The organism is Streptomyces sp. NPDC006624, assembly GCF_040611555.1.
In the GTDB taxonomy this organism is placed as follows: Bacteria; Actinomycetota; Actinomycetes; order Streptomycetales; family Streptomycetaceae; genus Streptomyces.
In genome coordinates, this window is sequence record NZ_JBEXOM010000009.1 from 192,734 (window position 1) to 216,333 (window position 23,600).

Below are 23,600 nucleotides of genomic sequence, written 5' to 3' on the forward strand. Positions count from 1 at the left end.
TCCTCCCCGAGCGCGGGGCGGGACTCAGCCCATCTCCTCCAGGGACTTGCCCTTCGTCTCCTTGACGAACTTCAGGACGAACGGGATGGAGAGCGCGGCGAAGGCCGTGTAGATCACGTACGTGACGGACAGGTTCCAGTCGGCCAGCGACGGGAAGCTCGCGGTGATGGCCCAGTTGGCGATCCACTGCGCGGCGGCGGCCACGCCCAGGGCGGCGGCGCGGAGCCGGTTGGGGAACATCTCGCCGAGCATGACCCAGACCACCACGCCCCAGGACAGGGCGAAGAAGAGGACGAAGACGTGCGCGGCGACCAGGGCGATCCAGCCCTGCGTGGCGGGCAGCCTGCCGTCGACCAGGTGGTGGGAGAACGCCCAGGCCTCCAGGGCCAGGCCGATGACCATGCCGACCGAGCCGATGATCGCCAGCGGCCTGCGGCCGATGCGGTCGACGAAGATCATCGCGATGACGGTGCCGACGATGTTGATGATCGACGTCGTGAAGGAGTAGAAGAACGAGTCCGTCGGGTCGACGCCGACCGACTGCCACAGCGTCGAGGAGTAGTAGAACGCGACGTTGATGCCGACGAACTGCTGGAACACCGACAGGCCGATGCCGACCCAGACGATCGGCTTGAAGAAGAAGCTGCCGCCGAGCAGGTCCTTGAAGCTGGAGCGGTGCTCGCTCTTCATGGCGCCCTCGATCTCGGCGACACGGGCGTCCAGGTCGATGTCCTTGCCCTCGACCTCGGTGAGGATCTCGCGGGCGCGCTCGTGCTTGCCGACGGAGATCAGGAAGCGCGGGGACTCGGGGATCGCGAAGGACAGCAGCCCGTAGAGGACGGCCGGGACGACCATGACGCCGAGCATGACCTGCCAGGCCTCCAGGCCCATCAGCTCGCCGCGCTGGTCGCCGTCGGCGGCGTTCAGCAGACCCCAGTTGACCAGCTGCGACACGGCGATGCCGATGACGATCGCGGCCTGCTGGAAGGAGCCGAGCCGGCCGCGGTAGGCGGGCGGGGCGACCTCGGCGATGTAGGCCGGGCCGATCACGGAGGCCATGCCGATGGCGAAGCCGCCGACGACGCGCCAGAAGGCGAGGTCCCACAGGGCGAAGGGCAGCGCGGAGCCGACGGCGCTGACGGTGAAGAGGACGGCGGCGATCTGCATGCACCGGATGCGGCCGATGCGGTCGGCTATGCGCCCGGCGGTGGCGGCGCCGACGGCGCAGCCGATCAGGGCGATGGCGATGACCTGGGCGAGGGCCGCGGAGCCGACGTCGTAGCGGTCCCGGATGGCCTCGACGGCGCCGTTGATCACGGAACTGTCGTATCCGAAGAGGAAACCGCCCATCGCGGCGGCCGCCGCGATGAAGATGACGTGCCCGAGATGATCGGGATGAGCCGTCCTGGCTCCTGACTTGGGTGCCTGCGTTGTGCTGGTCACGTGTACTCCTCGGGCCACCGGCAACGCCGCCGGAGGGGGTCAGCCCTTCGAGGTCCACCTGAAGGTACCTGAAGGTAAAAGGAACGTTGCCGAGACTATGCCTTCAAGTTTCGAAGTCAATAGGTGAGCTGCTGTGGAAATGCGGCAGGGGTGTGACAGGAGTGTGTTCAAGCCTTGAAATCACGGGGAAGCGCAGGTGGGACCAGTGTGCAGTGCACGCATCTAGCGCAGGCGCTGGCTGATGACCTTCGACACACCGTCGCCCTGCATGGAGACGCCGTACAGCGCGTCGGCGACCTCCATCGTGCGCTTCTGGTGGGTGATCACGATCAGCTGGGAGGCTTCCTGGAGCTCCTGCATGATCCGGATGAGCCGCTGGAGGTTGGTGTCGTCCAGGGCGGCCTCGACCTCGTCCATGACGTAGAACGGGCTCGGCCGGGCCTTGAAGATCGACACCAGCAGGGCCACGGCCGTCAGCGACCGCTCCCCACCGGAGAGCAGTGACAGCCGCTTGACCTTCTTGCCCGGCGGACGGGCCTCGACGTCCACGCCCGTGGTGAGCATGTTGTCGGGGTCGGTCAGGACCAGCCGTCCCTCGCCACCGGGGAAGAGCCGGCTGAAGACGCCCTCGAACTCCCGGGCGGTGTCCCGGTAGGCCTCGGTGAAGACCTGCTCGACCCGCTCGTCGACCTCCTTCACCACCTGCAACAGGTCCGCCCGGGTCTTCTTCAGGTCCTCCAGCTGCTCGCTGAGGAACTGGTGGCGTTCCTCCAGCGCCGCGAACTCCTCCAGGGCGAGCGGGTTCACCTTGCCGAGCTGCTGGTAGGCACGCTCGGCCGCCTTCAGGCGCTTCTCCTGCTCGGCGCGGACGTACGGCTTCGGCCGGTTGCGCGGATGCTCCGGATCCTCCGGCAGCTCCTCGCCGTCGGCGGGGGGCGAGGGCGGCACCAGCTGGTGCGGGCCGTACTCCGCCACCAGCCCGGCCGGTTCGACACCCAGCTCCTCCAGCGCCTTGGTCTCCAGCTGCTCGATCCGCAGCCGCTTCTCGGCGCCGAGTACCTCGCCCCGGTGGACCGAATCCGTCAACTTGTCGAGTTCGGCCTTGAGATCGCGTCCCTCGGTGCGGGCGCGGGCGAGTTCCTGCTCGCGGCGGGCCTTGGCGGCCTCGGCGGCGGCGCGCTCCTCGTCGGCGCGTGCCAGGGAGACCTCGACGTGCGCGAGCAGCTGCCGGGCGCCCGAGCCCACGGCCTCGGCGACGGCCGCCTCGTGCCGCAGCCGGGCCCGTCGCTGCTCGGCACGCGCGCGTGCCTCGCGCTCCGCCCGGGCGGCCCGGTCCAGGGAGTCGGCCCGCCCTGCCAGGCCCTTGACCCGTTCCTCGTGCGTACGGACCTGGAGGCGGGCCTCCATCTCGGTCTGGCGGGCGTTGGCACCGTCGGCGGCGAGCCGGTCCCGTACGGCGGTGTCGGGCTCCTCCTCGATCGGTGTCTCCTCGGCGACGGCGAGCCGCTCGGCGAGTTCCTCGACCTCCTGGAGCGCGGTGTCGAGGGCGTCCTGCGCCCGGGCCGCGGCGGCGGCGGACCGCTCGGCCTCCCCGGCCGCGCCCCGCGCCTGCCCGGCGAGCCGTCCGAGCTGCTGGGCGACGGCCGACTTCTCCCGGTCGGCGGCCCGGCGCCGCTCCCCCAGCTCCTCGACCAGCGCGGCGCACTCCCCGCGCCGCTCGACGGCCTGCCGCTGCGCCTCGGCCAGTTCCTCGCAGCGCACGGCCAGCTGCTCCAGCTCGGCGGCGGCCTCGTCGACGGAGGCCTGCACTTCGAGCAGGCTCGGGGCACCGGCGGAGCCGCCGTGGGCGAAGTGGGCGCCCAGCAGGTCGCCCTCGGCGGTCACCGCCGTGAGACGGGGGTGGGTGTAGACGAGGTCCTCGGCGTCTTCGAGGGTGCCGACGACGACGATGCCGTGCAGCAGCCGCCGGACGGCGGGCATCAGTTCGGAGGGGCCGCGGACCAGATCGGCGGCGTGGGTGTGCCGTGCGTCTGCGGCTGCGTCGGGGCCGGTCACGCCCGTGCTGCGGCAGTCGCACATCGGGTGCGGTGCCGTGTCCCCGGAGTTGTCTCCCGCCAGGAGCAGGGTGGCCCGGCCGCCGTCCTGCTTGCGGAGCAGCCTGATCGCGTCCGCGGCCGACGCCGGGCTCGTCACCGCGACCGCGTCCGCGGCGGCGCCGAAGGCCGCCGCGAGGGCGGCCTCGTGGCCCGGGGTGACCGTGAGGAGCTCCGCCGCCGGGCCGAGCAGGCCGGAGAGCCGGTCCTTCGCCGCGAGGAGGATGCCGGTGCCGTCCTTGCGGCGCAGACCGAGGGCCAGGGCCTCGTGGCGGGCCTGGGTGGCGGCGCGCCGGCGCTCCGCGGCCGTGGCCGCCTCGCGGGCTGCCGTGAGGGCGGACTCGGCGTCGGCGAGCCGCTGCCTGGCCGCCTCGTGCCGCTCGGCGAGTTCGGCGTCGCCGGCGTCGAGGCCGTCGACCTCGGCCTGGAGTGCCTCGTACTCCTCCTGGGCGGCGACGGCACGTTCCTGCGCCTCGTCGCGGGCGGCGGCCAGGCGCTCGATCTCGGCCTGCGCGGAGGCCGCCCGGGAGCGGGCCGCGTTGACCTGGCCGCTGAGCCGGGCCAGTCCCTCGCGCCGGTCGGCGATGGCCCGGGCGACGTCCTTCAGGCGCCGCTCCTCCTGGATCAGGGCGCGTTCCAGCTCGGCGCGGTGGGCAACCGTGTCCTCCAGGGCACGTTCGGCCGCTTCCAGGGCCGCCTCCAGCTCGGCCTCCTGTTCGCGGATGCGGGCGGCCTCGCGCTCCATGTCCTCGGGGTCGCGGCCGCGCCGCTCCTCGGGCGGCGCCGAGGTGGCGCTCTTGACGCGGGCGTCGGCCAGCGAGATCGTGCCGCGCACCCGCTCGGCGAGCTGGGAGAGCTCGTACCAGGTCTGCTGGGCCCGCTGCAGGCGCGGCGCGAGCCGCCGTACCTCGTCCTCCAGGAGGGCCTCGCGCTGCTGGGCCTTCCTCAGCTCCTCCTCGGCGGCCTCCTTGCGCTCCTTCAGGGCGGCCTCGTCGGCGACCTCCGCCTTGAGCGCCTCGCGGAGGCGCACCAGGTCGTCGGCGAGCAGGCGCAGGCGGGCGTCGCGCAGGTCGGCCTGGATGACGGCGGCCCTGCGGGCGACGGCGGCCTGCCGGCCGAGCGGCTTGAGCTGGCGTCTGAGTTCGTCGGTGAGGTCCTGCACGCGCGCGAGGTTGGCCTGCATCGCGTCCAGCTTCCGCAGCGCCTTCTCCTTGCGCTTGCGGTGCTTCAGGACGCCGGCGGCCTCCTCGATGAAGGCGCGGCGGCCCATCGGGTCGGCGTGCAGCACCGAGTCGAGCTGGCCCTGCCCGACGATGACGTGCATCTCCCGGCCGATGCCGGAGTCGGAGAGGAGTTCCTGGATGTCGAGCAGGCGGCAGGTGTCGCCGTTGATCTGGTACTCGCTGCCGCCGTTGCGGAACATGATCCGCGTGATGGTGACCTCGGCGTACTCGATGGGCAGGGCGCCGTCGGAGTTGTCGATGGTCAGGGACACCTCGGCGCGGCCCAGGGGCGGGCGGCCGGTGGTGCCGGCGAAGATGACGTCCTCCATCTTGCCGCCGCGCAGCGACTTGGCGCCCTGCTCGCCCATGACCCAGCTGAGCGCGTCGACGACGTTGGACTTGCCCGAGCCGTTCGGTCCGACGACGCACGTGATCCCCGGCTCGAACCGGAGGGTGGTCGCCGAGGCGAACGACTTGAACCCGCGGAGGGTCAGGGCCTTGAGGTGCACGCCGCCGGACTTTACCGCCCGGGTACGTCTCACTCCATGAACCCGCGGTTTCACTGTTGAACGCGCAGGGCAGACCAGACGTTAAAGACGGTGAAAGGATGCGCGGGGAAAGAAAGAAGGGACGCCGGTGGCGTCCCTTGCACTTCTGACACTGAGCGGTTGTGACGGGCGGCCCGACCACTGCCGTACCGATGTGGAGCGGTGCAGTGATCAGGTGAGCGCAGGCTCCGCCTGGTGTGCGTCAACGCTCTCCATGATCCTGTCGTGAGAAGCGGCAGCCGTCAGCGCCTCGTTCTCGGCCTGGATCCGTACGAGCTCGGATTCCAGGTCCTGGACGCGCTGCTGGAGCCGTCGCATCTCGGCGAGGAGTCGAGGGTCGGAGCCGCCGACGTAACCGAGAAGCGCCTTTGCCATGATGGATGGTCCTCCACAATGAGTGACCGACCGATGCGGTGTGGGTCGTGAGGGATTCGCACCCGCGGTGCTTGGCAGGGCCTTCAGTTGTGCTGCCGTTCAGCCATGCCAAACAGCTAAGGTGCGCGGGGTGCTTTCAGCGTCTCACCAAAAAGTTTGACGGTCAACACGATCACGCCCCGTATTGGAAGGCGACCCGTCCGCACACGGCCTGGAACGGCATCGTGGCGGTCTGTGCGGGGCCCTCGGGGCGTGGCGATCATCCTTGCGTGTGCGGCGCGCCGAGGCAAGCGGTTCTCGGCAATCACCAGCGAGTTTCCGTTTCCGGCGGCGTCCGGCGGGCCGCTCGCGGGCGGCCGGGGAGGCCGCCCGGCGGTGCGGGGTCAGCGGATCGCGAAGCCCTCGTAACCGCCGCGAGGTGTGTCCCAGATCTCGGTGACGCCGTCCACGCGGCCGGGCGTGTCGTCACCCTGGAGCCACTCCAGGAGGTCTTGACAGCCCTCCCGGGCCCCTTCGGCGACCACTTGGACGCGACCGTCGCCCAAATTGAGAGCAAAGCCACTCAGACCGCCGATCTCCAGGGCCTTGGCCCGGGTGAACCAGCGGAAACCCACACCTTGGACGCGTCCTCGCACCCAGGCGACCAACCGCACATCCTCGCTCATGACTGCAACCTAACCGCCCAATCTCCCTCCGGGCACTTCCTCCCCTTGCGCCATGCGGTACCGTCCCCCATCAACGAATCTCATATGAAACTCACACGATCGAGTGAGTTTGGTGTTGATCTCGCGACGAGTCGACCGCCAGGACGAGGAAGGCCAGGACATGGGACGCCACCGACGCTCCGCCGCCGGCCGCGCCGCCACGGGCCGCGCGACGGGGATCACCCACACCGACGGCTTCGCGGAGGGCCACGATCCGCTGTACCCCGGCGTGGACGAGGCCCCGACGATGGGCATCGCGCCCTACCTGAACCCCGAGGCGTACGCCGGCACCTACGCGCAGAGCGAGGCCTACCTGTTCGGGGCCGAGGCGCCCGCGCCCGGTGACCGTTACTACGACGACACGGCCGTCTACGCGAGCGACGGCTTCACGCCCGACGGCGGAGCCCGCCGCGCCGGCGCCCACCGGCGCCGGAAGAAGGCCGCGCGCCCGGTGCGCGGCGGCCTGCTCGGCGTGTCCGCCGCCGTCGCCCTCGGCACGGTCGCGGTCGCCACCGGCGCGGTGCCCGGCCTGGAGAACTACAAGCTCGGCGGCGGCAGCGGCGCCGACAACGTGCAGGCCGGCGACGTGCCGACCAACACGCCGACCGGGCAGGGCGGCACCTCCGGCAGCGCCGAGAGCCGGGACGAGGCGCCGACCAGCCGGGGCACCGAGCGCTCCGCCTCGCCGTCGCCGTCCGAGTCGAAGTCGTCGGCCGCGCCGACGAAGACGCCGGAGAAGGCGGAGAAGACGCCGGAGAAGACCCCGGAGAAGAAGGCACCGGCGCAGACGCCCAGCGAGAAGCCGGAGCCCAAGCCCTCGCGCACGGCCACGAAGGCGCCCAAGGCGCCCGGCGCTTCCGCCGCCCTCTCCCAGGAGTCGGCCGCCGCGGCCCAGGTGCTCAGCCTCGTCAACGAGGAGCGGGCCAAGGTCGGCTGCACCCCGGTCGCCGCAAACAGCGCCCTGGCCGGCCTGGCCCAGGACTACAGCGAGGACATGGCCGCCCGCGGCTTCTTCGACCACACCGACCCCGACGGCCGGACCCCGTGGGACCGGGCCGAGAAGGCCGGGATAGCCAACCTCGGCGGCGAGAACATAGCCCGCGGTCAGGGCACCGCGGCGGCCGTGATGGACGCCTGGATGAACAGCCCCGGCCACCGCGCCAACATACTGAACTGCGACTTCAAGACGCTCGGCGTCGGCGTCGAGTTCGGCTCGGGCGGCCCTTGGTGGACGCAGAACTTCGGCTACTGACCGACGGTTAGCGCAACCTGTCGGTTAGCGCTGCGCTGCCGTACGCTGGCTCTATGACCACCACCCAGGAGTCCGCGGAGGGACTGGACGACCTCCCCTACAACGTGTTCGCCAAGGCGTGCCCCTCGCGCGGCACGCTGGAGCACGTCACCGGCCGCTGGGGCGGGCTGACCCTCGGCGCCCTGTACGAGGGCTCCCTGCGCTTCAACGAGTTGCGCCGCCGGGTCGACGGTGTCAGCGAGAAGATGCTGTCGCAGACGCTGCACGCCCTGGAGCGGGACGGTCTGGTGCACCGCGAGGCACAGCCGACCAACCCGCCGCGGGTGGACTACGAGCTGACGCCGCTCGGCCGCGGGGTCGCCGAGCGGCTGCTGAGCCTCATCCACTTCGTGGAGGGGCGGATGGACGAGGTGCTCCAGGCCCGCCGGCGTTACGACGAGGCGCGCGGCGGCCTCTGACACGCCGGGCAGAAGTAGCTCGACCGGTTCATCCACGCCCGGCGGCGCATCGGCGTGCCGCACCGCCGGCACGGCAGGCCCTCACGCCCGTACGCGTCCAGCGACCGGTCGAAGTAGCCGGACTCGCCGTTGACGTTGACGTAGAGGCTGTCGAAGCTGGTGCCGCCCTGGGCGAGGGCGGCGTTCATGACGTCCCGCACATGGCCCAGCAGCAGGTGCGTGCGCGGGCGGGTGAAGGTCGCCGTCGGGCGCTCGTAGTGGATGCGGGAGCGCCACAGGGCCTCGTCGGCGTAGATGTTGCCGACGCCGCTGATCAGTGACTGGTCGAGCAGGGCCCGTTTGATCGTGGACCTCTTGCGGCGCAGTGCCTGGTGGAAGGCCTCGTCGTCGAAGAGCGGGTCGAGCGGGTCCCGGGCGATGTGCGCGATGACGTCGGGCAGGCCGGCCGGGGTGTTCTCGTGCAGCGACAGGCCGCCGAAGGTGCGCTGGTCGACGAAGCGCAGTTCGGTCCCCAGGGCGTCGGTGAAGCGGACGCGGACGCGCAGGTGCTTCTCGTCCGGGGCCGTGTGCGGCTGGACCAGCAGCTGGCCGCTCATACCGAGGTGGGCCAGGATCGACTGGTCCGTGTCCTCCAGGGGCAGCCACAGGTACTTGCCGCGGCGGCTCGGGACGCCGATGCGGTGGCCCTTGAGGCGGTGCGCGAAGTCGTCGGCACCCGCGAGGTGGCGGCGCACCGCACGCGGGTGCAGCACCTCGGCCTCGGCGACGGTCCGGTGGGCGACCCACCGCTGAAGTCCCCGCCGCACGACCTCGACCTCGGGCAACTCGGGCATGGATCCCCCGTCACGAACCTGGTGGATGACCGAGCGCCCGCCCCCGGGCGGGGGCGGGCGCTCGGGTGCGCTCTGCGGCCGTCGCCCGGGGGCGGCGGCCCGTTCGTCAGCCGTCGACGCTGCTGTCGACAGCCGTGTGGGCGGCCTCAACGGCTGCCGTCTGCGTCGCCTCGGCTTCCTTCGCCGCCTTGGCGCGCTCGTCCGCCGCGGCCCGGATGGACCTCCAGGCGGACTCGGCGGCCTGCTGCTCCGCCTCCTTCTTGCTGCGGCCGGTGCCGGTGCCGTACGAGACGCCTCCGACGCGGGCGGCAGCAGTGAAGGTCTTCTCGTGGTCGGGGCCGGTCTCCGTGACCAGGTACTCGGGAACGCCGAGTCCTTCGGTCGCGGTGAGCTCCTGGAGACTGGTCTTCCAGTCCAGGCCGGCACCGAGGTTGGACGACTTCTCGATCAGGGGGTCGAACAGGCGGTGCACCAGCTCCGCCGCCGAGTCCAGTCCCTGGTCGAGGTAGACCGCGCCGATCACCGCTTCCAGGGTGTCGGCGAGGATGGACGCCTTGTCCCGGCCGCCCGTGCCCTCTTCACCGCGGCCGAGCCGGATGAAGGAGCCCAGGTCGAGCCCGCGGCCCACTTCGGCCAGCGCACGCGAGTTCACCACCGCGGCCCGCAGCTTGGCCAGCTGGCCTTCTGGGAGGTCGGGGTGGGTGCGGTACAGCGTGTCCGTGACCACGAGGCCGAGGACGGAGTCCCCGAGGAACTCCAGGCGCTCGTTGGTCGGCAGACCGCCGTTCTCGTATGCGTACGACCGGTGGGTCAGTGCTCGCACCAGAAGGGCGGACTCGACCTGGTAGCCGAGCCGCCCTTCCAGAAGCGTGTGGGACGAGGCCTGGTTGTCCGCCGGAGCACTCCCGCTCGCGCGGGAAGACTTGTTCTTAGGCGTGGACACAGTGCCTCTCACCAGCCGCTCAGACCTCGAGGACCTGGCGCTTGTTGTAGGTGCCGCACGACGGGCACGCGATGTGCTGCAGCTTGGGCTCGTGGCAGCGCTCGCACGCAACCAGGGTGGGGACCGCAGCCTTCCACTGCGACCGGCGGTGGCGCGTGTTGCTGCGCGACATCTTCCGCTTCGGAACAGCCACGGCTACTTCTCCTGCTTCTCGTCGACGCCCGCTTCGGCGCCGCTCATCTCGTCCTTCTCGCCGTCCGACATGGTGTCGGCGAGTCCCTGCAAAGCCGCCCAACGGATGTCGACGGCATCGTGATGGTGGTCCGGGTCGTCCGCCAGGCGTGCGCCGCACTCGGCACACAGACCAGGGCAGTCCTCCCGGCACACCGGCTGCATCGGCAGTGCGAGCACCACCGCGTCCCGCAGCACGGGCTCGAGGTCGAACAGGCCGTCCTCGAGAAAGAGCCTGTCCTCGTCGTCCTCGGCGTCGTCGCCCGGTTCCGCGATCGCGCGGCCCCGGTCGTCGGCGTCAGGGTACGAGAACATCTCCTGGAAGTCCGCTTCGAGCTGCTGCTCCAGCGGCTCCAGACACCTTACGCACTCCCCCTCGGCCGTGGCACGGGCGGTGCCTGTGACGAGCACCCCTTCCATGACCGACTCCAGGCGGAGGTCGAGCTCCACCGGGGCGCCTTCCGGCACTCCGATGACTCCCTTGATACCGAGGTCCTTGGGAGCGTCGACCGTGCGGGTCAGGCGCTGCAGCGCACCAGGACGCCGTCCCAGCTCGTGTGTGTCGAACACGAGGGGATTACGGTGGTCGAGGCGGGCGTTCAGGGCCATTCCTGCTTTCGGTCTTCCAGCTCGGGAGCTGCCCTGCGGTGTTCCCGGGCAGCGGTGATCACGGACGTACGCGCGACCGAAGAGCCAGGATACTGGACCTTTCGCTGTCGGCCCAATCCGGTCCTCAGCCCTGGCCGCGGCCCTGCTCGTAGGCCCGCAGCTGCTCGGCGCTGATCATGCTGGTGTCGAACAGGCTGGTCTCGTCGAGGGCGTATCCCTGCTGCCCCTGCTGCTCCTGCTGCTGCGCCTGGTTCTGGTTCTGGTCGTATCCGGCCTGCTGCGGGTCGTAGCCCTGGTAGGCGTAGGGATCGGCCTGCTGGTAGCCGTACGGGTCCTGCTGGGCGGCGTAGGCCTGCTGCGGGTAGCCGCCGTAGGGGTCGGGCTGCTGCTGGTAGCCGTACGCCGGCTGGGGCGTCGCGTAGTCCTGCTGGGGGGCGGCGGGCGGCTCGGCGGGGGTGGGCGGCTGCTCGGCGTGGCCGGCCAGGCCGGCGAGGTAGTCGGCGTCGCTGGAGTGCTGGACGGTGCTGGTGTCGTCGGCCAGGGCGCCGAGGTCGTCGGTGGCGATCCGGCCGTGCAGCTTCTGCCGGCCCCGGCCGACGGCGTCCAGGGTCTTGGCGAGGACCGCCTCGAAGGCGCCGAGCTTGGCGTCGACGTACTCGTCGGCGGTACGGCGCTGGGTCTCCGGGTCGTGGCTGCGCTCGGGGGCGTCCTCGTCCTCGTAGCCGCGCTCGTCGGTGCCCGGGCCGGTGCCGAGGAGCTTCTCGCGGCCGCGGCCGACGGAGCCGAGGGTCTTGGTGAGGACGACCTCGAAGTTGGCGAGCTTGGAGTCGACGTAGTCGTCGGCCTCGGCGCGGACCTCCTCGGCCTCCTGGCGGGCCTCGGCGAGGATCCGGTCGGCCTCGGCCTGGGAGCGGCGGGCGATCTCGGTGTCGGAGATCAGCGACCCGCGCTCGGCGTGCGCGCTCTCGATGATCCGCTGGGCCTCCTGACGGGCCTGCTCGACCATCTGCTCGCGGTCGCCGATCAGCTCCCGCGCCTGGGCGAGGGAGTCGGGCAGCGCCGCGCGCAGCTCTTCCAGCATCGCGAGCAGCTCGGCGCGGTTGACCACGCACGAGGCCGACATGGGCATGGACCGGGCGCCGGAGACCGTGGTGACGATCTCGTCGAGCTTCTTCTGCACGTCCACCGTGTGCTCGCCACTCTCTACTGATGCCTTGGAGACGGACGGGACGACTGTACGGCCATGGGGTCGCCGCGGGACACCGGGTGACGGGTTGTCAGGTCACCGCGGGGCGCCCGGGGCGCGTTCAGTCCTTCCGCAGCCGCTCGGCAAGGGCCTGCAGGACCTCCTCGGGCACCAGGTGGGAGACGTCGCCGCCCCAGGTCGCGACCTCCTTGACCAGGGAGGACGACAGGAAGCTGTAGGTGGGGTTGGTGGGGATGAAGAGGGTCTCCACGCCCGAGAGGCCGTTGTTCATCTGGGCCATCTGCAGCTCGTAGTCGAAGTCGCTGACCGCGCGCAGGCCCTTGACGATGGCGGGGATGTCGCGCTGCTTGCAGAAGTCGACGAGCAGCCCGTGGAAGGCCTCGACGCGGACGTTGCCGTACTCGGCGGTGACCCGGCGGATCAGGTCGATCCGCTCGTCGATCTCGAACAGGCCCTTCTTGGCCTGGTTGATCATCACCGCGACGTAGACCTCGTCGTACAGCCTGGAGGCGCGGGAGATGATGTCGAGGTGTCCGTTGGTGATCGGGTCGAACGACCCGGGACAGACGGCGCGGCGCACTTGTGATCCCTCGCTCTCCGGTCCGGTCATCGTGCGTCTTCGCACGTAGAGGCGGCGCGACCGTACCAAAACGTTCCCTCGCCGTAGCGACGGGCCCGCAGGGGTTCGAAACCCTCGGGCCACCGGAATTCGCCGCCTCTGGTGCTGCGCTCCACGGTGACGAGGGCTTCTCCGGCGAGCCAGCCTTCCGCGCGGAGTGTGAGCAGGATCTCGCGAAGATCGTCGTCCGTGACGGCGTACGGGGGATCGAGGAAGACGAGGTCGTACGGGTCACCGGGGGGTGCGGTGCGGATGATCTGTTCCGCTTTGCCCGCTCTGACCTCGGCGCCGGGGAGGCCGAGGTTCCTCACGTTCTGGCGGACGACGCGGGCGGCTCTCGCATCGGCCTCGACCAGGAGAGTGTGGCCCGCGCCCCGGGAGAGTGCCTCCAGGCCGACGGCTCCTGATCCCGCGTAGAGGTCGAGGACGCGTTCGCCGTCCAGCGCGCCGCCGAGGAGGGACTGCCAGGTGGAGAAGAGGCCCTCGCGGGCCCGGTCCGAGGTGGGGCGGGTTCCTGTGCCTGGCGGGACGGCCAGGCGGCGTCCGCCGGCCGTGCCGGCGATCACGCGGGTCATCTTCGGTCCTTGGTCGTGGGCGGCTTTCCGTATCAGTGTGGCTGGTCGCGCCCGCGCGGCGGTAGCCGCACATGAGGTACAGCCCCGCGCTCCTGAAGGAGGGGCGGTCACCCTCACCCCTTTTCCAGGTACTGCTCCCTCTCCTCGTCCAGCAGGGCGTCCAGAGCCGTCCGCAGGGCCGGGAGGCGGGTCAGCTCCGGGTCCTGCGCCACGACGGCCGTCGCCTCCTCCCGGGCCTCGGCGATGATCTCCTCGTCCTCGATGACCGCGAGCATCCTCAGGCTGGTGCGGGCGCCCGACTGGGCCTGGCCGAGGACGTCGCCCTCGCGGCGCTGTTCGAGGTCGATGCGGGAGAGCTCGAAGCCGTCGAGGGTGGAGGCGACGGCGTTCAGGCGCTGGCGGGCCGCGCTCGCCTCGGGCATCTCCGTGACCAGCAGGCACAGACCGGGGGCCGAGCCGCGGCCGACCCGGCCGCGCAGCTGGTGGAGCTGGGAGACGCCGAAGCGGTCGGCGTCCATGATCACCATGGCGGTGGCGTTGGGGACGTTGACGCCGACCTCGATGACCGTGGTGGCGACCAGGACGTCGGTGTCGCCCGCGGCGAAGCGGCGCATGACGGCGTCCTTGTCGTCCGGGTGCATACGGCCGTGCAGGACCTCCACGCGCAGGCCCTGCAGCGGGCCCTTGGCGAGCTGGTCGGCCACGTCCAGCACGGCGAGGGGCGGGCGCTTCTCGGCGGCGTCCTCCGGGGACTCCGGCGGCTTCTTCCCGCCGGACTTCTTCGGGTCGTCCTCCTCGTCGCCGATGCGGGGGCAGACGACGTACGCCTGGTGGCCGTTGGCCACCTCCTCGCGGACCCGCTCCCAGGCGCGGGCCAGGAAGTGGGGCTTGTCGGCGGCCGGGACGACATGGCTGGCGATCGGGGAGCGGCCGGCCGGCAACTGGTCGAGGACGGAGGTCTCCAGGTCGCCGAAGACCGTCATCGCGACCGTGCGCGGGATGGGCGTGGCGGTCATGACGAGCAGGTGCGGGGGCTGCTTGCCCTTGCCGCGCAGGGCGTCGCGCTGCTCGACGCCGAAGCGGTGCTGCTCGTCGACCACGACCAGGCCCAGGTCGTGGAACTGGACCTTGTCCTCGATCAGCGCGTGCGTGCCGATGACGATGCCTGCCTCGCCGGTGGCGAGGTCGAGCAGGGCGTGTCGGCGGGCGGCGGCGCCCATGGAGCCGGTGAGCAGCACCACCTTGGTGGCCTGCTCGGCCCCGCCCAGCATGCCGCCCTCGGCGAGCTCGCCCATCATCTCGACGACCGACCGGTGGTGCTGCTGGGCGAGCACCTCGGTGGGCGCGAGCATGGCCGCCTGGCCGCCGGCGTCGACGACGGCGAGCATGGCGCGCAGGGCGACCATGGTGTTGTGGGTGACGGTGAAGTTGTCGGTGATGTAGGCGTGGCTGGGGTGGGCGACGCTGATGCACTGGACGGGCTTCCGCCCCACGTACTCGACCGCCCGGATGCCGCGCCGGAACGTGTTGTACTTCGGCCTCGGACGCACGCGTTCTGCTGTGCGGGTGAGCCGGAAGGGGGCGTACACGTCCGGCAGCGACACCTGCACGGTGTACGCGGCTTTCCCCGGCAGCACGCGTGCCCGGCCGCCCAGAGAGCGTACGAGCCACGCGGCGTCCTCCGCGAGCCGGCGTGAAGCCGAGCAGAGGGAGATGCTCAGGCCGTCGGCCTGGACGGTGCCGTCCGTGTCCAGAAGCCCTTGCAGGAGGGCGAGACGGTCCTTGATCGAAGCGTTCTTGAAAGCCGGAGGGACGAACTTGTCGTGGGACGTCCTTCCCCAGAGGCCCAACTCGCGCAAGACCTGGATGACCGGATTCCGCATGCCTCCAGCACGTTGCCTGAGCTGGATCGTGTGGTCACAGGGGGACCCCTTCACCGGTACCAGCCGGCAATCAGGCGCCACTGCCGCCGCCACCGCCTCACGGATCTCGTCGTCGATGGTGGAGAGACGGAGACTGTGCCGGAATGAACCATCCCCCAGCAGCAGCCCCATCAGGTAAGGGTCGAGGGGCAGCCCGGCGTCGCCGCCGAGGTCGACCGGCTGCGCGGGCGGGATGTACCACTTCGAGGACCCGTCGGCCTCGAAGGTGTCGAGACGGATCTCCCGGGTCGTCATGACCTTGGGAGTCTGGCCACGGTGCCACCCACAGCTCGTGGTGACGATCCAGAGATGCTCGTCGTCGCACTCGACGGAACTCCCGTCGGACAGGACCAGGCGCCACACATCGCGCTCACCCTGCGGGAAGACACCGTCGATCAGCCCGATGTCTCCGTCCGGCACGACCACCTCATCACCCACCCGCAGATCTCCCATGCGACGGAAGCCCATGGGGGTGAGCACCTGCGCGTCGAGGGGCTGGGCCTTCCCGGAGCCCACCTCCCCCTGCAACAGCCGGTGCATCGGATGCTCGGTCGCCAGGTCGTCGAAGATCTCCCGGGAGACCCGCTGCTGGCCGTCGGTGAGGGTGAAGGGGAGGCGGGCGTCGAAGGCCGTGAGCAGGCCGTCGGGGGCCGGTTTCCTGGCGACGGCGGGGAGTTGGGCGTCCGCGTGGCGGCGGCGGGCGAGGGCGACCTGGAGGACGAAGGCCTCGTCCCACTTGAGGCGGGAGCGGGCGTCCTCGATGTCCGCCTTGGTGTGCGGGCGGTGGATCTTCAGGAGGGCCTCGGGGAGCGGGATCAGGCCGCGGCCCTCGCGCAGGGACTCCGGCAGCGGGTCGGCCGCCTCCCGCGCGGTGGGCAGGACCGTCTGGAGCGCCTTGCCGATCTTCCAGGACTCCAGCTTGGCGGTGGCCGGGTAGATCGGGATCAGGGCGCCGGCCCAGGTCTCGACGGACTCCTCGGGGTCGCCGCGCAGCAACTCGTAGGCCGGATGGGCCAGTTGGAGACGGCGGTTGAAGACGGAGACCTTGCCGGCGAACATCGCGCGCGTGCCCGGCAGGAGCTCCTTGTGGGGCTTGTGCACGCCGTTGCCGAAGAAGACCAGCTGGAGGCGCCCGCTGCCGTCCGTGATCGTGACCTCCAGGCGCTGGCCCTTGCCGCGCGGCGCCCGGGCCGAGGCGAACGTGTGCAGGCGGGCGTCGGCGACCTGGGCGACCACCGTGACGTGCTCGTCCATGGGGAGGTCGGCGAGGTGGGTGAGCTGGCCGCGCTCCTCGTATCTGCGCGGGTAGTGGTGGAGCAGGTCGCCGACGGTGAGCAGGCCGAGGTGCTCGGCCATCACCTTCGCGGTGGCGGGGCCGAGCACCGACTTCAGCGGCTGTTGCAGCGGTTCTTCCAGTGCGGGCACGAGATCCATTGCACACCACCGCACTGACAACGGCCCGCGGGCCGCGGCCGTATCGCCGTAAAGATCCCGGAAATCCCTGGTCAGGCGGCTGGTTCGCGCCTTGGGATGACGCGCTCCCGGCCCTCCTTCGCGGTCACGCCCCACCGGGACCGCCCGACCCCGCGCCGTCGCGAGTCCCCCACCGGCGCCGTGAAGATGGACTCCCAGACCTCACAGGCATCCCAGGCGGCACCTTCGCCCCAGTCACCTCATAGGTTCCAGGTCGACCTGCGTGGTCCGGTGGACCTGCTCTCCCCTCACCTCTACTCCAGTCCCAAGGTGTATCTGCGCGAGCTGCTGCAGAACGCCGTGGACGCCGTCACTGCCCGGCGCACGGACGAGCCGGACGCCCCGGCCCGGGTGCGGCTGCACGCGGAGGGCGGGTCCCTGCGCGTGGAGGACACCGGCGTGGGGCTCACCGAGGACGACGTGCACAGCCTGCTGGCCACGATCGGGCGCAGTTCCAAGCGGGCCGAGGGGCTGCAGGAGGCCCGGTCGGACTTCCTCGGGCAGTCCGGCATCGGTCTGCTGGCCTGTTTCGTGGTCGCCGAGCGGATCCGGGTGGTCAGCCGCAGCGCCCGCACGCCGCAGGCGCCGCCGGTGGAGTGGACGGCGTCGGACGACGGTTCGTACACCGTGCGGACGCTGCCGGACGCCGACCGGCCCGAACCGGGCACGACCGTGCATCTGGTGGCGCGGGCGGGGTGCGCGCAGTGGCTCGCGCCCGAGCGGGTCGGCGCGCTGGCACGGGACTTCGGCTCGCTGCTGCCGTACGACGTCCGCGTGGGCGAGGAGGCGGTCACCGACCTGCCCACGCCCTGGGACCGGGCGTACCCGGGCCCGGCCGCCCGCCGCACCGCCCTCGCGCGGCACTGCCACGACCTGTTCGGCTTCACACCCCTGGACACGATCGACCTGACCGTGCCGCTGGCCGGCGTGCGCGGGGTGGCGTACGTGCTGCCCTCCGCGGTGAGCCCGGCCCGGCGCGCGGGCCACCGGGTGCACCTGAAGGGCATGCTGCTGACCGAGCGGGCCGAACAGCTGCTGCCCGACTGGGCGTTCTTCGTGCGCTGCGTGCTCGACACCGACAGTCTGCGGCCGACGGCGTCGCGCGAGGCGCTGTACGAGGACGAGACGCTGGCCGCCGTACGGGAGGCGCTGGGCGAGCGGATCCGCGCCTGGCTGACGGGCCTGGCGGCCGGGGATCCGGAGCGGCTCGCGGCGTTCCTGTCGGTGCACCACCTGGGCGTGAAGTCGCTGGCCCGGCACGACCGCGAGATGCTGCGCACGATGCTGCCGTGGCTGCCGTTCGAGACCTCCGACGGGCGGCTGTCCCTGGAGGAGTTCGTGCAGCGGCACCCGGTGGTGCACTTCACGCGGACCGTCGAGGAGTACCGGCAGGTCGCCGCGATCGCGTCGGCGCAGGGCATCGGTGTGGTCAACGGCGGCTACACGTACGACAGCGAGCTGGTGGAGGCGCTGCCGTCGGTGCGGCCCGGGACGGTGGTGGCCGAGCTGGACGCCGAGACGGTGACCGCGCACCTGGACGCGGTCGACCCGGCCGGGGAACTGGCCCTGTCCGGCTTCCTGGCGGCCGCGCGGGCCCGGCTCGACCCGCTCGGCTGCGATGTCGTCCTGCGGGCGTTCCACCCGCTCTCCCTGCCCGCGCTGCACCTCGACGACCGGGACGCCCGGCACGAGCAGGCCCGGGCCGATGCCGAGGCGCAGGCCGACGACGCGCGCGTGCGGTGCTGGCGGCCTACGACGGCTACGGCGACGGCGCGAAGGGCTCCGGCGGCGACGGCGCGGCGGACCGCGGCGGCGACGTGATTCGCTCGCGGCGGTCCGAGGCCGGGCACCTGCTGCGCGTCGCGGCGGAGGACCGGGACTGAACGGCCCGCCCTACTCGACACCGATGAGCAGCAGCGCCCCCTGCCGCCCGCCCCGGTACACCACCGTGTCGACGGCGAGGTATCCCTCGCGGACCCGGCTCTCCAGGTGCTCGGCGACGGTGTCGGGGGCGTCGTCGCCGAGCACCAGGGTGACCATCTCGCCCCCGGCCGCGAGCATCCGGTCCAGGACCGTTTCGGCGGTGGCCGCGACGTCCGAGCCGATCACGGCCACGTCGCCGTCGATCAGGCCCAGGACGTCACCGGCCTGGCAGATCCCGGCCATCGTCCAGGACTCGGCCTCGGCGACGGTGACCTCGGCGTAGCGGGTGGCACCGGCGGCCGAGGTCATGGACACCACGTCCTCGTCGAAGCGGCGCTCCGGCTCGTGCACGGCCAGGGCCGCGATGCCCTGGACCGCCGAGCGGGTCGGGATGAGTGCCACCCGGACGCCCTCCGTGCGGACCTGCTCGGCCGCGGCGGCGGCGGTGTGGCGCAGCTCGGCGTCGTTGGGCAGCAGCACCACCTCGCGCGCGTGGGCCCGTCGTACGGCCTGCACCAGCTCGCCGCTCGCGGGCGGCTCCCCGGGGCGGGCGAGCACGGTGGTCGCGCCGGCCTCGGCGTACAGCCCGGCCAGCCCTTCGCCGGGCACGACGGCCACGACGGCCCGCTGCGCGCGCTCCCTGGGCGGACGCTCGGCGCCCGTGGTGTGCACGTCGCCGGCGCCGAAGTGCGTGATCCGGATCCGGTACGGCCGCCCGGCCTCGATACCGGCCTCGACGGCCGCGCCCGCGTCGTCGACATGGACGTGCACGTTCCACAGTCCGTCCCCGCCGACCACGACCAGTGAGTCGCCGAGCCCGTCGAGCCGCTCGCGCAGCCGCGCGACGGCCGCGTCCCCGGCCTCCAGGAGGTAGATCACCTCGAACGCGGGGCCGTCCCCGCCGGCGACTGCGGCACCGCCGTCGCCGGAGTCACCGGTGGCCGCCTCCCCGCACGCGTGCGGGGCAGGGACCGGCCCGCCGTCCGCGCCCGGCCCCGGCTCACCGAGGCGTACGGCCCCGGCGGCCGGCACAGGCTCACCGGCCTGCACGGCCGCCACGCGTGCGTGGGCACCCACCGCGCCCCCGGCGTCGCCCTGCCCGGCATCCCCCTGTCCGGCGGTCCGGGCCCCGGGAACGCCGGGCGCGGCACGGCCCGCAGCCGTGACGGCACTCACCGGCACGGCCCGCGGCCTCTCCCCCGTGAACGTCTCCACCAGCGCCCCGAGCACCGCCACCAGCCCGCGGCCCCCGGCGTCCACCACCCCGGCGCGTTCCAGCACGGCCAGCTGCCCCGGGGTCGCCGCCAGAGCCGCCCGCGCGCCCGCGTAGGCCGCCCGGGCCACCGTGCCGCAGTCGCCCTCGGCGCTGTCCGCGGCGTCGGCGGCGGCCGAGGCGACGGTGAGGACCGTGCCCTCCACGGGGTGGGCCACGGCCTGGCGGGCCGAGTCCGCCGCGCGCCGCAGGGCCTCGCGCAGCCCCGGTCCGTCGGCGTGCGGCCCCTCGCCGCCGGCCAGCACCTGGGCCATGCCGCGCAGCAGCTGCGCCAGGATCGTCCCGGAGTTGCCGCGGGCCCCGATCAGCGCGCCGTGGGCCATGGCCCGGACGGCGTCGGAGAGCGTCGGCCGCCCGTCCGGGCCGGATCCCGCCGCGTGCCCCGCGAACACCGCCTCGACCGCCGCGGCGGCCGACTCCACGGTCAGGTACAGGTTCGTGCCGGTGTCCCCGTCGGCCACGGGATAGACGTTGATCGCGTCGATCTCCTCACGCGCCCGCCCCAGCGTCTCGAGCGCGAGACCGCACCAGGTGCGCACCGCGACCGCATCGAGGAATGTCTGCGGCACCTGCGCCACTGCGCCTCCCTGAGCTGCTGGACGTGGCAGGCAGCGTAGACCCCGGAGCCGTGTCCACCGGAACACGGCCCGGGGTGGGCACCGGGCCGGCCATGGTAGTTTCGTTGCACTGGAGCAGTCGTTGTATGCTGCTCCGGTTGCCCGATCCACATCGGGCCATTCCCCCTGGCAGCGCCACTCAGATCATCGATCCTGATCCCGGCATGCCGGGATCAACCGTAAGTGCATCTGAAGTCTTTGGAGTGACCCGTGGCTGCCAACTGCGACGTCTGCGGCAAGGGGCCGGGCTTCGGCAACAACATCTCGCACTCGCACCGCCGTACGTCCCGCCGCTGGAACCCGAACATCCAGCGTGTGCGTACCGTGGTGGGCGGGACGCCGAAGCGCGTGAACGCTTGCACCTCGTGCATCAAGGCCGGCAAGGTCTCGCGCTGACGCTCAGCTAGCGCGCGGCCACTGTCGGTTCGCTGCAGAGCCGGTCCACCTCGCGTGGACCGGCTCTTTGGCGTACCCGAGTGCCGCTTGGTGTGCCCGGGTGCCGCTCCGGAGAGCAGCGCCCGGCAACAGCGGCCCGCCGCCCGGTGCGGCTACCCGTCCCCCCGGAACCGCCAGCCGTGGTCCACCGGCCCGATCCCCCCGCCGAGCGCGAAGCCGGCCGCGATCGCCCCGGTGACGTACTCCTTGGCCGCCGTCACCGCATCCGGCACCGAGTCGCCCTGCGCGAGCCGCGCGGCGATCGCGGAGGCCAGTGTGCAGCCGGTGCCGTGCGTGTGGCGGTTGTCATGGCGCGGCGCCCGCAACCAGTGTTCGTCGGAGCCGTCGGTGAGCAGATCGACGGCGTCCCCGGGCAGGTGCCCGCCCTTGATCAGCACCCAGCGCGGCCCGTACCCGAGCACCGCCGCCGCGGCCCGCCGCATGTCGCCCTCCGACTCGACGCGCACGCCGGTCAGCTGGGCGACCTCGTCGAGGTTGGGTGTGGCGACCGCCGCGACCGGCAGCAGCTTCGTACGAACGGAGTCCAGCGCCGAGGCGGCGAGCAGGGAGTCGCCGTGCTTGGAGACCCCGACCGGGTCCACCACCGCCGGGGCGTCCGTGCCCGCCAGCAACTCGGCGACCGTCTCCACCAGTTCCGCGGAGGCGAGCATGCCGGTCTTGACCGCCCGGACGCCGATGTCGTCGACGACGCTGCGGTACTGCGCCCGCACGGCCTGAGCGGGCAGCTCCCAAGCTCCCTGCACACCGAGGGAGTTCTGTGCCGTCACCGCCGTCAGGACGCTCATGCCGTGCACCCCGAGCGCGAGCATCGTCTTCAGGTCGGCCTGGATGCCCGCGCCGCCGCCCGAGTCGGAGCCCGCCACCGTGAGGACCGTGGGGATCACGACTCCATCTCCCCGAAGTGGTCCCAGCCGCCCTTGCTGGTCCACGGCGCCCCGTCGACCGTCACCTGGGGCAGCGCCGAGGGGTTGAGCACCTCGCCGATGACCTTCCAGCGGGCGGGCAGCTTCACGTCCGGCGGGAACGTCGCCACGATCGCGTGGTCCTCTCCCCCGGTCAGCACCCACTGCATCGGGTCGACGCCCACGGCCTGCCCGATGTCGTTCATCTGCGTCGGGATGTCGATGGCCCCGGAGCGGATGTCGATGCGCACCTTGCTGGCCTCGGCGATGTGCCCGAGGTCGGCGATCAGCCCGTCGCTCACGTCGCACATCGCGGTCGCCCCGAGCCCGGCGGCCGCCGGACCGGCGTGGTACGGCGGTTCCGGCCGCCGGTGCGCCTCCACGAACGCCCGCGGCGAGCGGAACCCCCGGGAGAGCACCGCGTACCCGGCCGCCGACCAGCCCAGCCAGCCGGTCACCGCGACCAGGTCGCCGGGCTGCGCGCCCGCCCGCGTCACGGGCTCCTGGTTGCGCAGGTCGCCGAGCGCGGTGATCGACACCATGATCGAGTCGCCGCGTACGACGTCGCCGCCGACCACGGCCGCGCCCGCCACCTGGCACTCGTCGCGCAGGCCGTCCATCAGCTCGCTCGGCCACGTCACCGGCAGTTCGGCCGGGACGACCAGGCCGAGCAGCAGCGCGGTCGGCACGGCGCCCATGGCGGCGATGTCCGCGAGGTTCTGCGCGGCCGCCTTGCGGCCGACGTCGTAGGCCGTCGACCAGTCCCGGCGGAAGTGCCGGCCCTCCACCAGGATGTCCGTACTGGCCACGACCCTGCGGTCGGGCGCGGCCACCACGGCGGCGTCGTCGCCGGGGCCGACCCGGACCGCCGGGGTGGTGGTCAGACGGGAGGTGAGCTCCCTGATGAGCCCGAACTCACCGAGCTCACCAACAGTGCCCTTCATTGCCCTTTCTCCCCTTCTGTCCCTGTCCGTGCCCGGTCGCGGGGCATCTCGGTCCTCGCTACGGTCGAGGTGACCGTCACGTTCTGCCGGACCCGCGCCCCGGCGCGCAAGACCCGGTGCCCGCGGGTCTCCCCGCGGTGAGCGGCAACGCGATACCGTGGCGTTCCTTTTCCCCACATGATCCTCGTGGCCGCCCTGGAGGTTCCGTGGTACAGGCGTACATCCTGATCCAGACGGAGGTCGGCAAGGCGTCGACCGTCGCCGAGACGATCAGCAAGATCCCTGGGGTCATCCAGGCCGAGGACGTGACGGGACCGTACGACGTGATCGTGCGGGCCCAGGCCGACACCGTCGACGACCTCGGTCGCATGGTGGTCGCCAAGGTTCAGCAGGTGGACGGCATCACCCGCACCCTGACCTGCCCGGTCGTGCATCTGTAGCCCCCGTCTACCCTGTGCCGGTGAACTCTTTCCGTCACCGGCACCGTCGTGTACCGCACCTGTCCCGACTGCCCGCCGTCGCGCTGTTGATCACGGCAGCGGGCTGCTCCTCAGCAGACGACAGCGCGTCGGCGGCGGTTCCCAGTCCGGACGCGAAGGTCACGGAACTGTGCCGCGACCTGGACAAGGTACTGCCCGCGAAGGTGGGCGGTGAGCGTCGCGAGGATCCCGAGCCCGCCTCGGCGTTGACGGCGGCCTGGGGCAGCCCGGCGATCATACTGCGATGCGGTGTGCCGCAGCCGCCGAAGATGGTCGATCCGAAGGTCGCCGAGGGGCGCGACGAGGACGCGGTGGCCGGGGGTGTGAACGGGGTCGACTGGCTCATGGAGCGGCAGGACGGCGGCCATCGCTTCACCACGGCCAACCGTGCGGCCTACGTCGAGGTGGCGGTGCCGGAGGGGGTGGACAGCTCCGGCGTCCTGATCGATCTGGCCGCGGCTGTGAAAAAGGCGATCCCCGAGGGGATCGCCTCCTGAG

At 72.0% G+C, this 23,600-nt stretch carries 21 protein-coding genes; 6 read left to right on the forward strand and 15 right to left on the reverse strand.

Annotated elements, in window-relative coordinates:
* Window positions 1-24: 24 nt before the first annotated feature.
* The 4 genes from ABZY20_RS19165 to ABZY20_RS19180 all read right to left on the reverse strand — a co-directional run bounded on the left by ABZY20_RS19165 (window position 25) and on the right by ABZY20_RS19180 (window position 6,347).
* On the reverse strand, window positions 25-1,443 hold the full coding sequence (locus ABZY20_RS19165) for a sugar porter family MFS transporter (RefSeq protein ID WP_356442704.1): 1,419 nt from the start codon (window positions 1,441-1,443) through the stop codon (window positions 25-27).
* 222 nt (window positions 1,444-1,665) lie between these two features.
* Entirely contained in the window at window positions 1,666-5,268 is a 3,603-nt protein-coding gene (gene smc / locus ABZY20_RS19170) for a chromosome segregation protein SMC (protein ID WP_356442705.1), read from the reverse strand.
* A 210-nt stretch (window positions 5,269-5,478) separates the two neighbouring features.
* Window positions 5,479-5,682: a hypothetical protein gene (locus tag ABZY20_RS19175; RefSeq protein ID WP_003993245.1), complete on the reverse strand. Its 204-nt coding sequence runs from the start codon at window positions 5,680-5,682 to the stop codon at window positions 5,479-5,481.
* A 383-nt stretch (window positions 5,683-6,065) separates the two neighbouring features.
* Window positions 6,066-6,347, reverse strand: coding sequence for an acylphosphatase (locus ABZY20_RS19180; protein WP_356442706.1), 282 nt, complete (start codon window positions 6,345-6,347; stop codon window positions 6,066-6,068).
* A gap of 160 nt (window positions 6,348-6,507) precedes the next feature.
* Between ABZY20_RS19180 and ABZY20_RS19185 the strand changes: the two genes are divergently transcribed.
* Together ABZY20_RS19185 and ABZY20_RS19190 are read left to right on the forward strand one after the other, a co-directional pair.
* The gene (locus tag ABZY20_RS19185; RefSeq protein ID WP_356442707.1) at window positions 6,508-7,638 is read left to right on the forward strand and encodes a CAP domain-containing protein; all 1,131 of its coding nucleotides are present in this window, start codon (window positions 6,508-6,510) and stop codon (window positions 7,636-7,638) included.
* A gap of 53 nt (window positions 7,639-7,691) precedes the next feature.
* Window positions 7,692-8,096, forward strand: a complete 405-nt coding sequence (locus ABZY20_RS19190) for a helix-turn-helix domain-containing protein (RefSeq protein WP_356442708.1) — start codon at window positions 7,692-7,694, stop codon at window positions 8,094-8,096.
* On the opposite strand, the gene mutM is transcribed toward ABZY20_RS19190, so the two are convergent.
* From mutM to ABZY20_RS19230, 8 genes are all read right to left on the reverse strand, one after another.
* Window positions 8,069-8,929 (reverse strand): bifunctional DNA-formamidopyrimidine glycosylase/DNA-(apurinic or apyrimidinic site) lyase, encoded by an 861-nt coding sequence (gene mutM, locus ABZY20_RS19195; RefSeq protein ID WP_356442709.1) that lies wholly within the window; start codon window positions 8,927-8,929, stop codon window positions 8,069-8,071. The genes ABZY20_RS19190 and mutM overlap by 28 nt on opposite strands.
* A 106-nt stretch (window positions 8,930-9,035) precedes the next feature.
* Window positions 9,036-9,884, reverse strand: coding sequence for a ribonuclease III (gene rnc / locus ABZY20_RS19200; protein ID WP_356442710.1), 849 nt, complete (start codon window positions 9,882-9,884; stop codon window positions 9,036-9,038).
* 7 nt (window positions 9,885-9,891) lie between these two features.
* The gene (rpmF, locus tag ABZY20_RS19205) at window positions 9,892-10,065 is read right to left on the reverse strand and encodes a 50S ribosomal protein L32 (protein WP_007493396.1); all 174 of its coding nucleotides are present in this window, start codon (window positions 10,063-10,065) and stop codon (window positions 9,892-9,894) included.
* Between the two features lie 2 nt (window positions 10,066-10,067).
* Window positions 10,068-10,712, reverse strand: coding sequence for a YceD family protein (locus ABZY20_RS19210; RefSeq protein WP_356442711.1), 645 nt, complete (start codon window positions 10,710-10,712; stop codon window positions 10,068-10,070).
* Window positions 10,713-10,836: 124 nt separating this feature from the next.
* A complete protein-coding gene (locus tag ABZY20_RS19215) occupies window positions 10,837-11,898 on the reverse strand; it encodes a cell division initiation protein (protein ID WP_356442712.1) in 1,062 nt (353 codons plus the stop codon).
* Window positions 11,899-12,019: 121 nt separating this feature from the next.
* Window positions 12,020-12,499, reverse strand: coding sequence for a pantetheine-phosphate adenylyltransferase (coaD, locus tag ABZY20_RS19220; RefSeq protein ID WP_356442785.1), 480 nt, complete (start codon window positions 12,497-12,499; stop codon window positions 12,020-12,022).
* Window positions 12,500-12,525: 26 nt separating this feature from the next.
* Entirely contained in the window at window positions 12,526-13,113 is a 588-nt protein-coding gene (gene rsmD, locus ABZY20_RS19225) for a 16S rRNA (guanine(966)-N(2))-methyltransferase RsmD (protein WP_356442713.1), read from the reverse strand.
* 113 nt (window positions 13,114-13,226) lie between these two features.
* Window positions 13,227-16,469 (reverse strand): helicase-related protein, encoded by a 3,243-nt coding sequence (locus ABZY20_RS19230; protein WP_356442714.1) that lies wholly within the window; start codon window positions 16,467-16,469, stop codon window positions 13,227-13,229.
* Between the two features lie 186 nt (window positions 16,470-16,655).
* Here ABZY20_RS19230 and ABZY20_RS19235 point away from each other — a divergent pair, with 186 nt between their 5' ends.
* On the forward strand, window positions 16,656-18,329 hold the full coding sequence (locus tag ABZY20_RS19235; RefSeq protein ID WP_356442715.1) for an HSP90 family protein: 1,674 nt from the start codon (window positions 16,656-16,658) through the stop codon (window positions 18,327-18,329).
* Window positions 18,330-18,401: 72 nt separating this feature from the next.
* Here ABZY20_RS19235 and ABZY20_RS19240 read toward each other — a convergent pair whose 3' ends face one another.
* Complete coding sequence (locus ABZY20_RS19240) at window positions 18,402-20,282, reverse strand: DAK2 domain-containing protein (protein WP_356442716.1); 1,881 nt, start codon at window positions 20,280-20,282, stop codon at window positions 18,402-18,404.
* A gap of 249 nt (window positions 20,283-20,531) precedes the next feature.
* On the opposite strand from ABZY20_RS19240, the gene rpmB reads away from it, so the two are divergent.
* Window positions 20,532-20,717, forward strand: coding sequence for a 50S ribosomal protein L28 (gene rpmB, locus ABZY20_RS19245; RefSeq protein ID WP_003993230.1), 186 nt, complete (start codon window positions 20,532-20,534; stop codon window positions 20,715-20,717).
* A gap of 152 nt (window positions 20,718-20,869) precedes the next feature.
* On the opposite strand, the gene thiD is transcribed toward rpmB, so the two are convergent.
* Together thiD and ABZY20_RS19255 are read right to left on the reverse strand one after the other, a co-directional pair.
* Entirely contained in the window at window positions 20,870-21,661 is a 792-nt protein-coding gene (gene thiD, locus ABZY20_RS19250) for a bifunctional hydroxymethylpyrimidine kinase/phosphomethylpyrimidine kinase (protein WP_356442717.1), read from the reverse strand.
* Window positions 21,658-22,623, reverse strand: a complete 966-nt coding sequence (locus ABZY20_RS19255) for a thiamine-phosphate kinase (protein WP_356442718.1) — start codon at window positions 22,621-22,623, stop codon at window positions 21,658-21,660. Before ABZY20_RS19255 ends, thiD begins: the two co-directional genes overlap by 4 nt.
* A 206-nt stretch (window positions 22,624-22,829) precedes the next feature.
* Between ABZY20_RS19255 and ABZY20_RS19260 the strand changes: the two genes are divergently transcribed.
* Window positions 22,830-23,063 (forward strand): Lrp/AsnC ligand binding domain-containing protein, encoded by a 234-nt coding sequence (locus ABZY20_RS19260; RefSeq protein WP_003997603.1) that lies wholly within the window; start codon window positions 22,830-22,832, stop codon window positions 23,061-23,063.
* 20 nt (window positions 23,064-23,083) lie between these two features.
* The gene (locus ABZY20_RS19265; protein WP_356442719.1) at window positions 23,084-23,599 is read left to right on the forward strand and encodes a DUF3515 domain-containing protein; all 516 of its coding nucleotides are present in this window, start codon (window positions 23,084-23,086) and stop codon (window positions 23,597-23,599) included.
* The last annotated feature ends 1 nt before the right edge of the window (window position 23,600 follow it).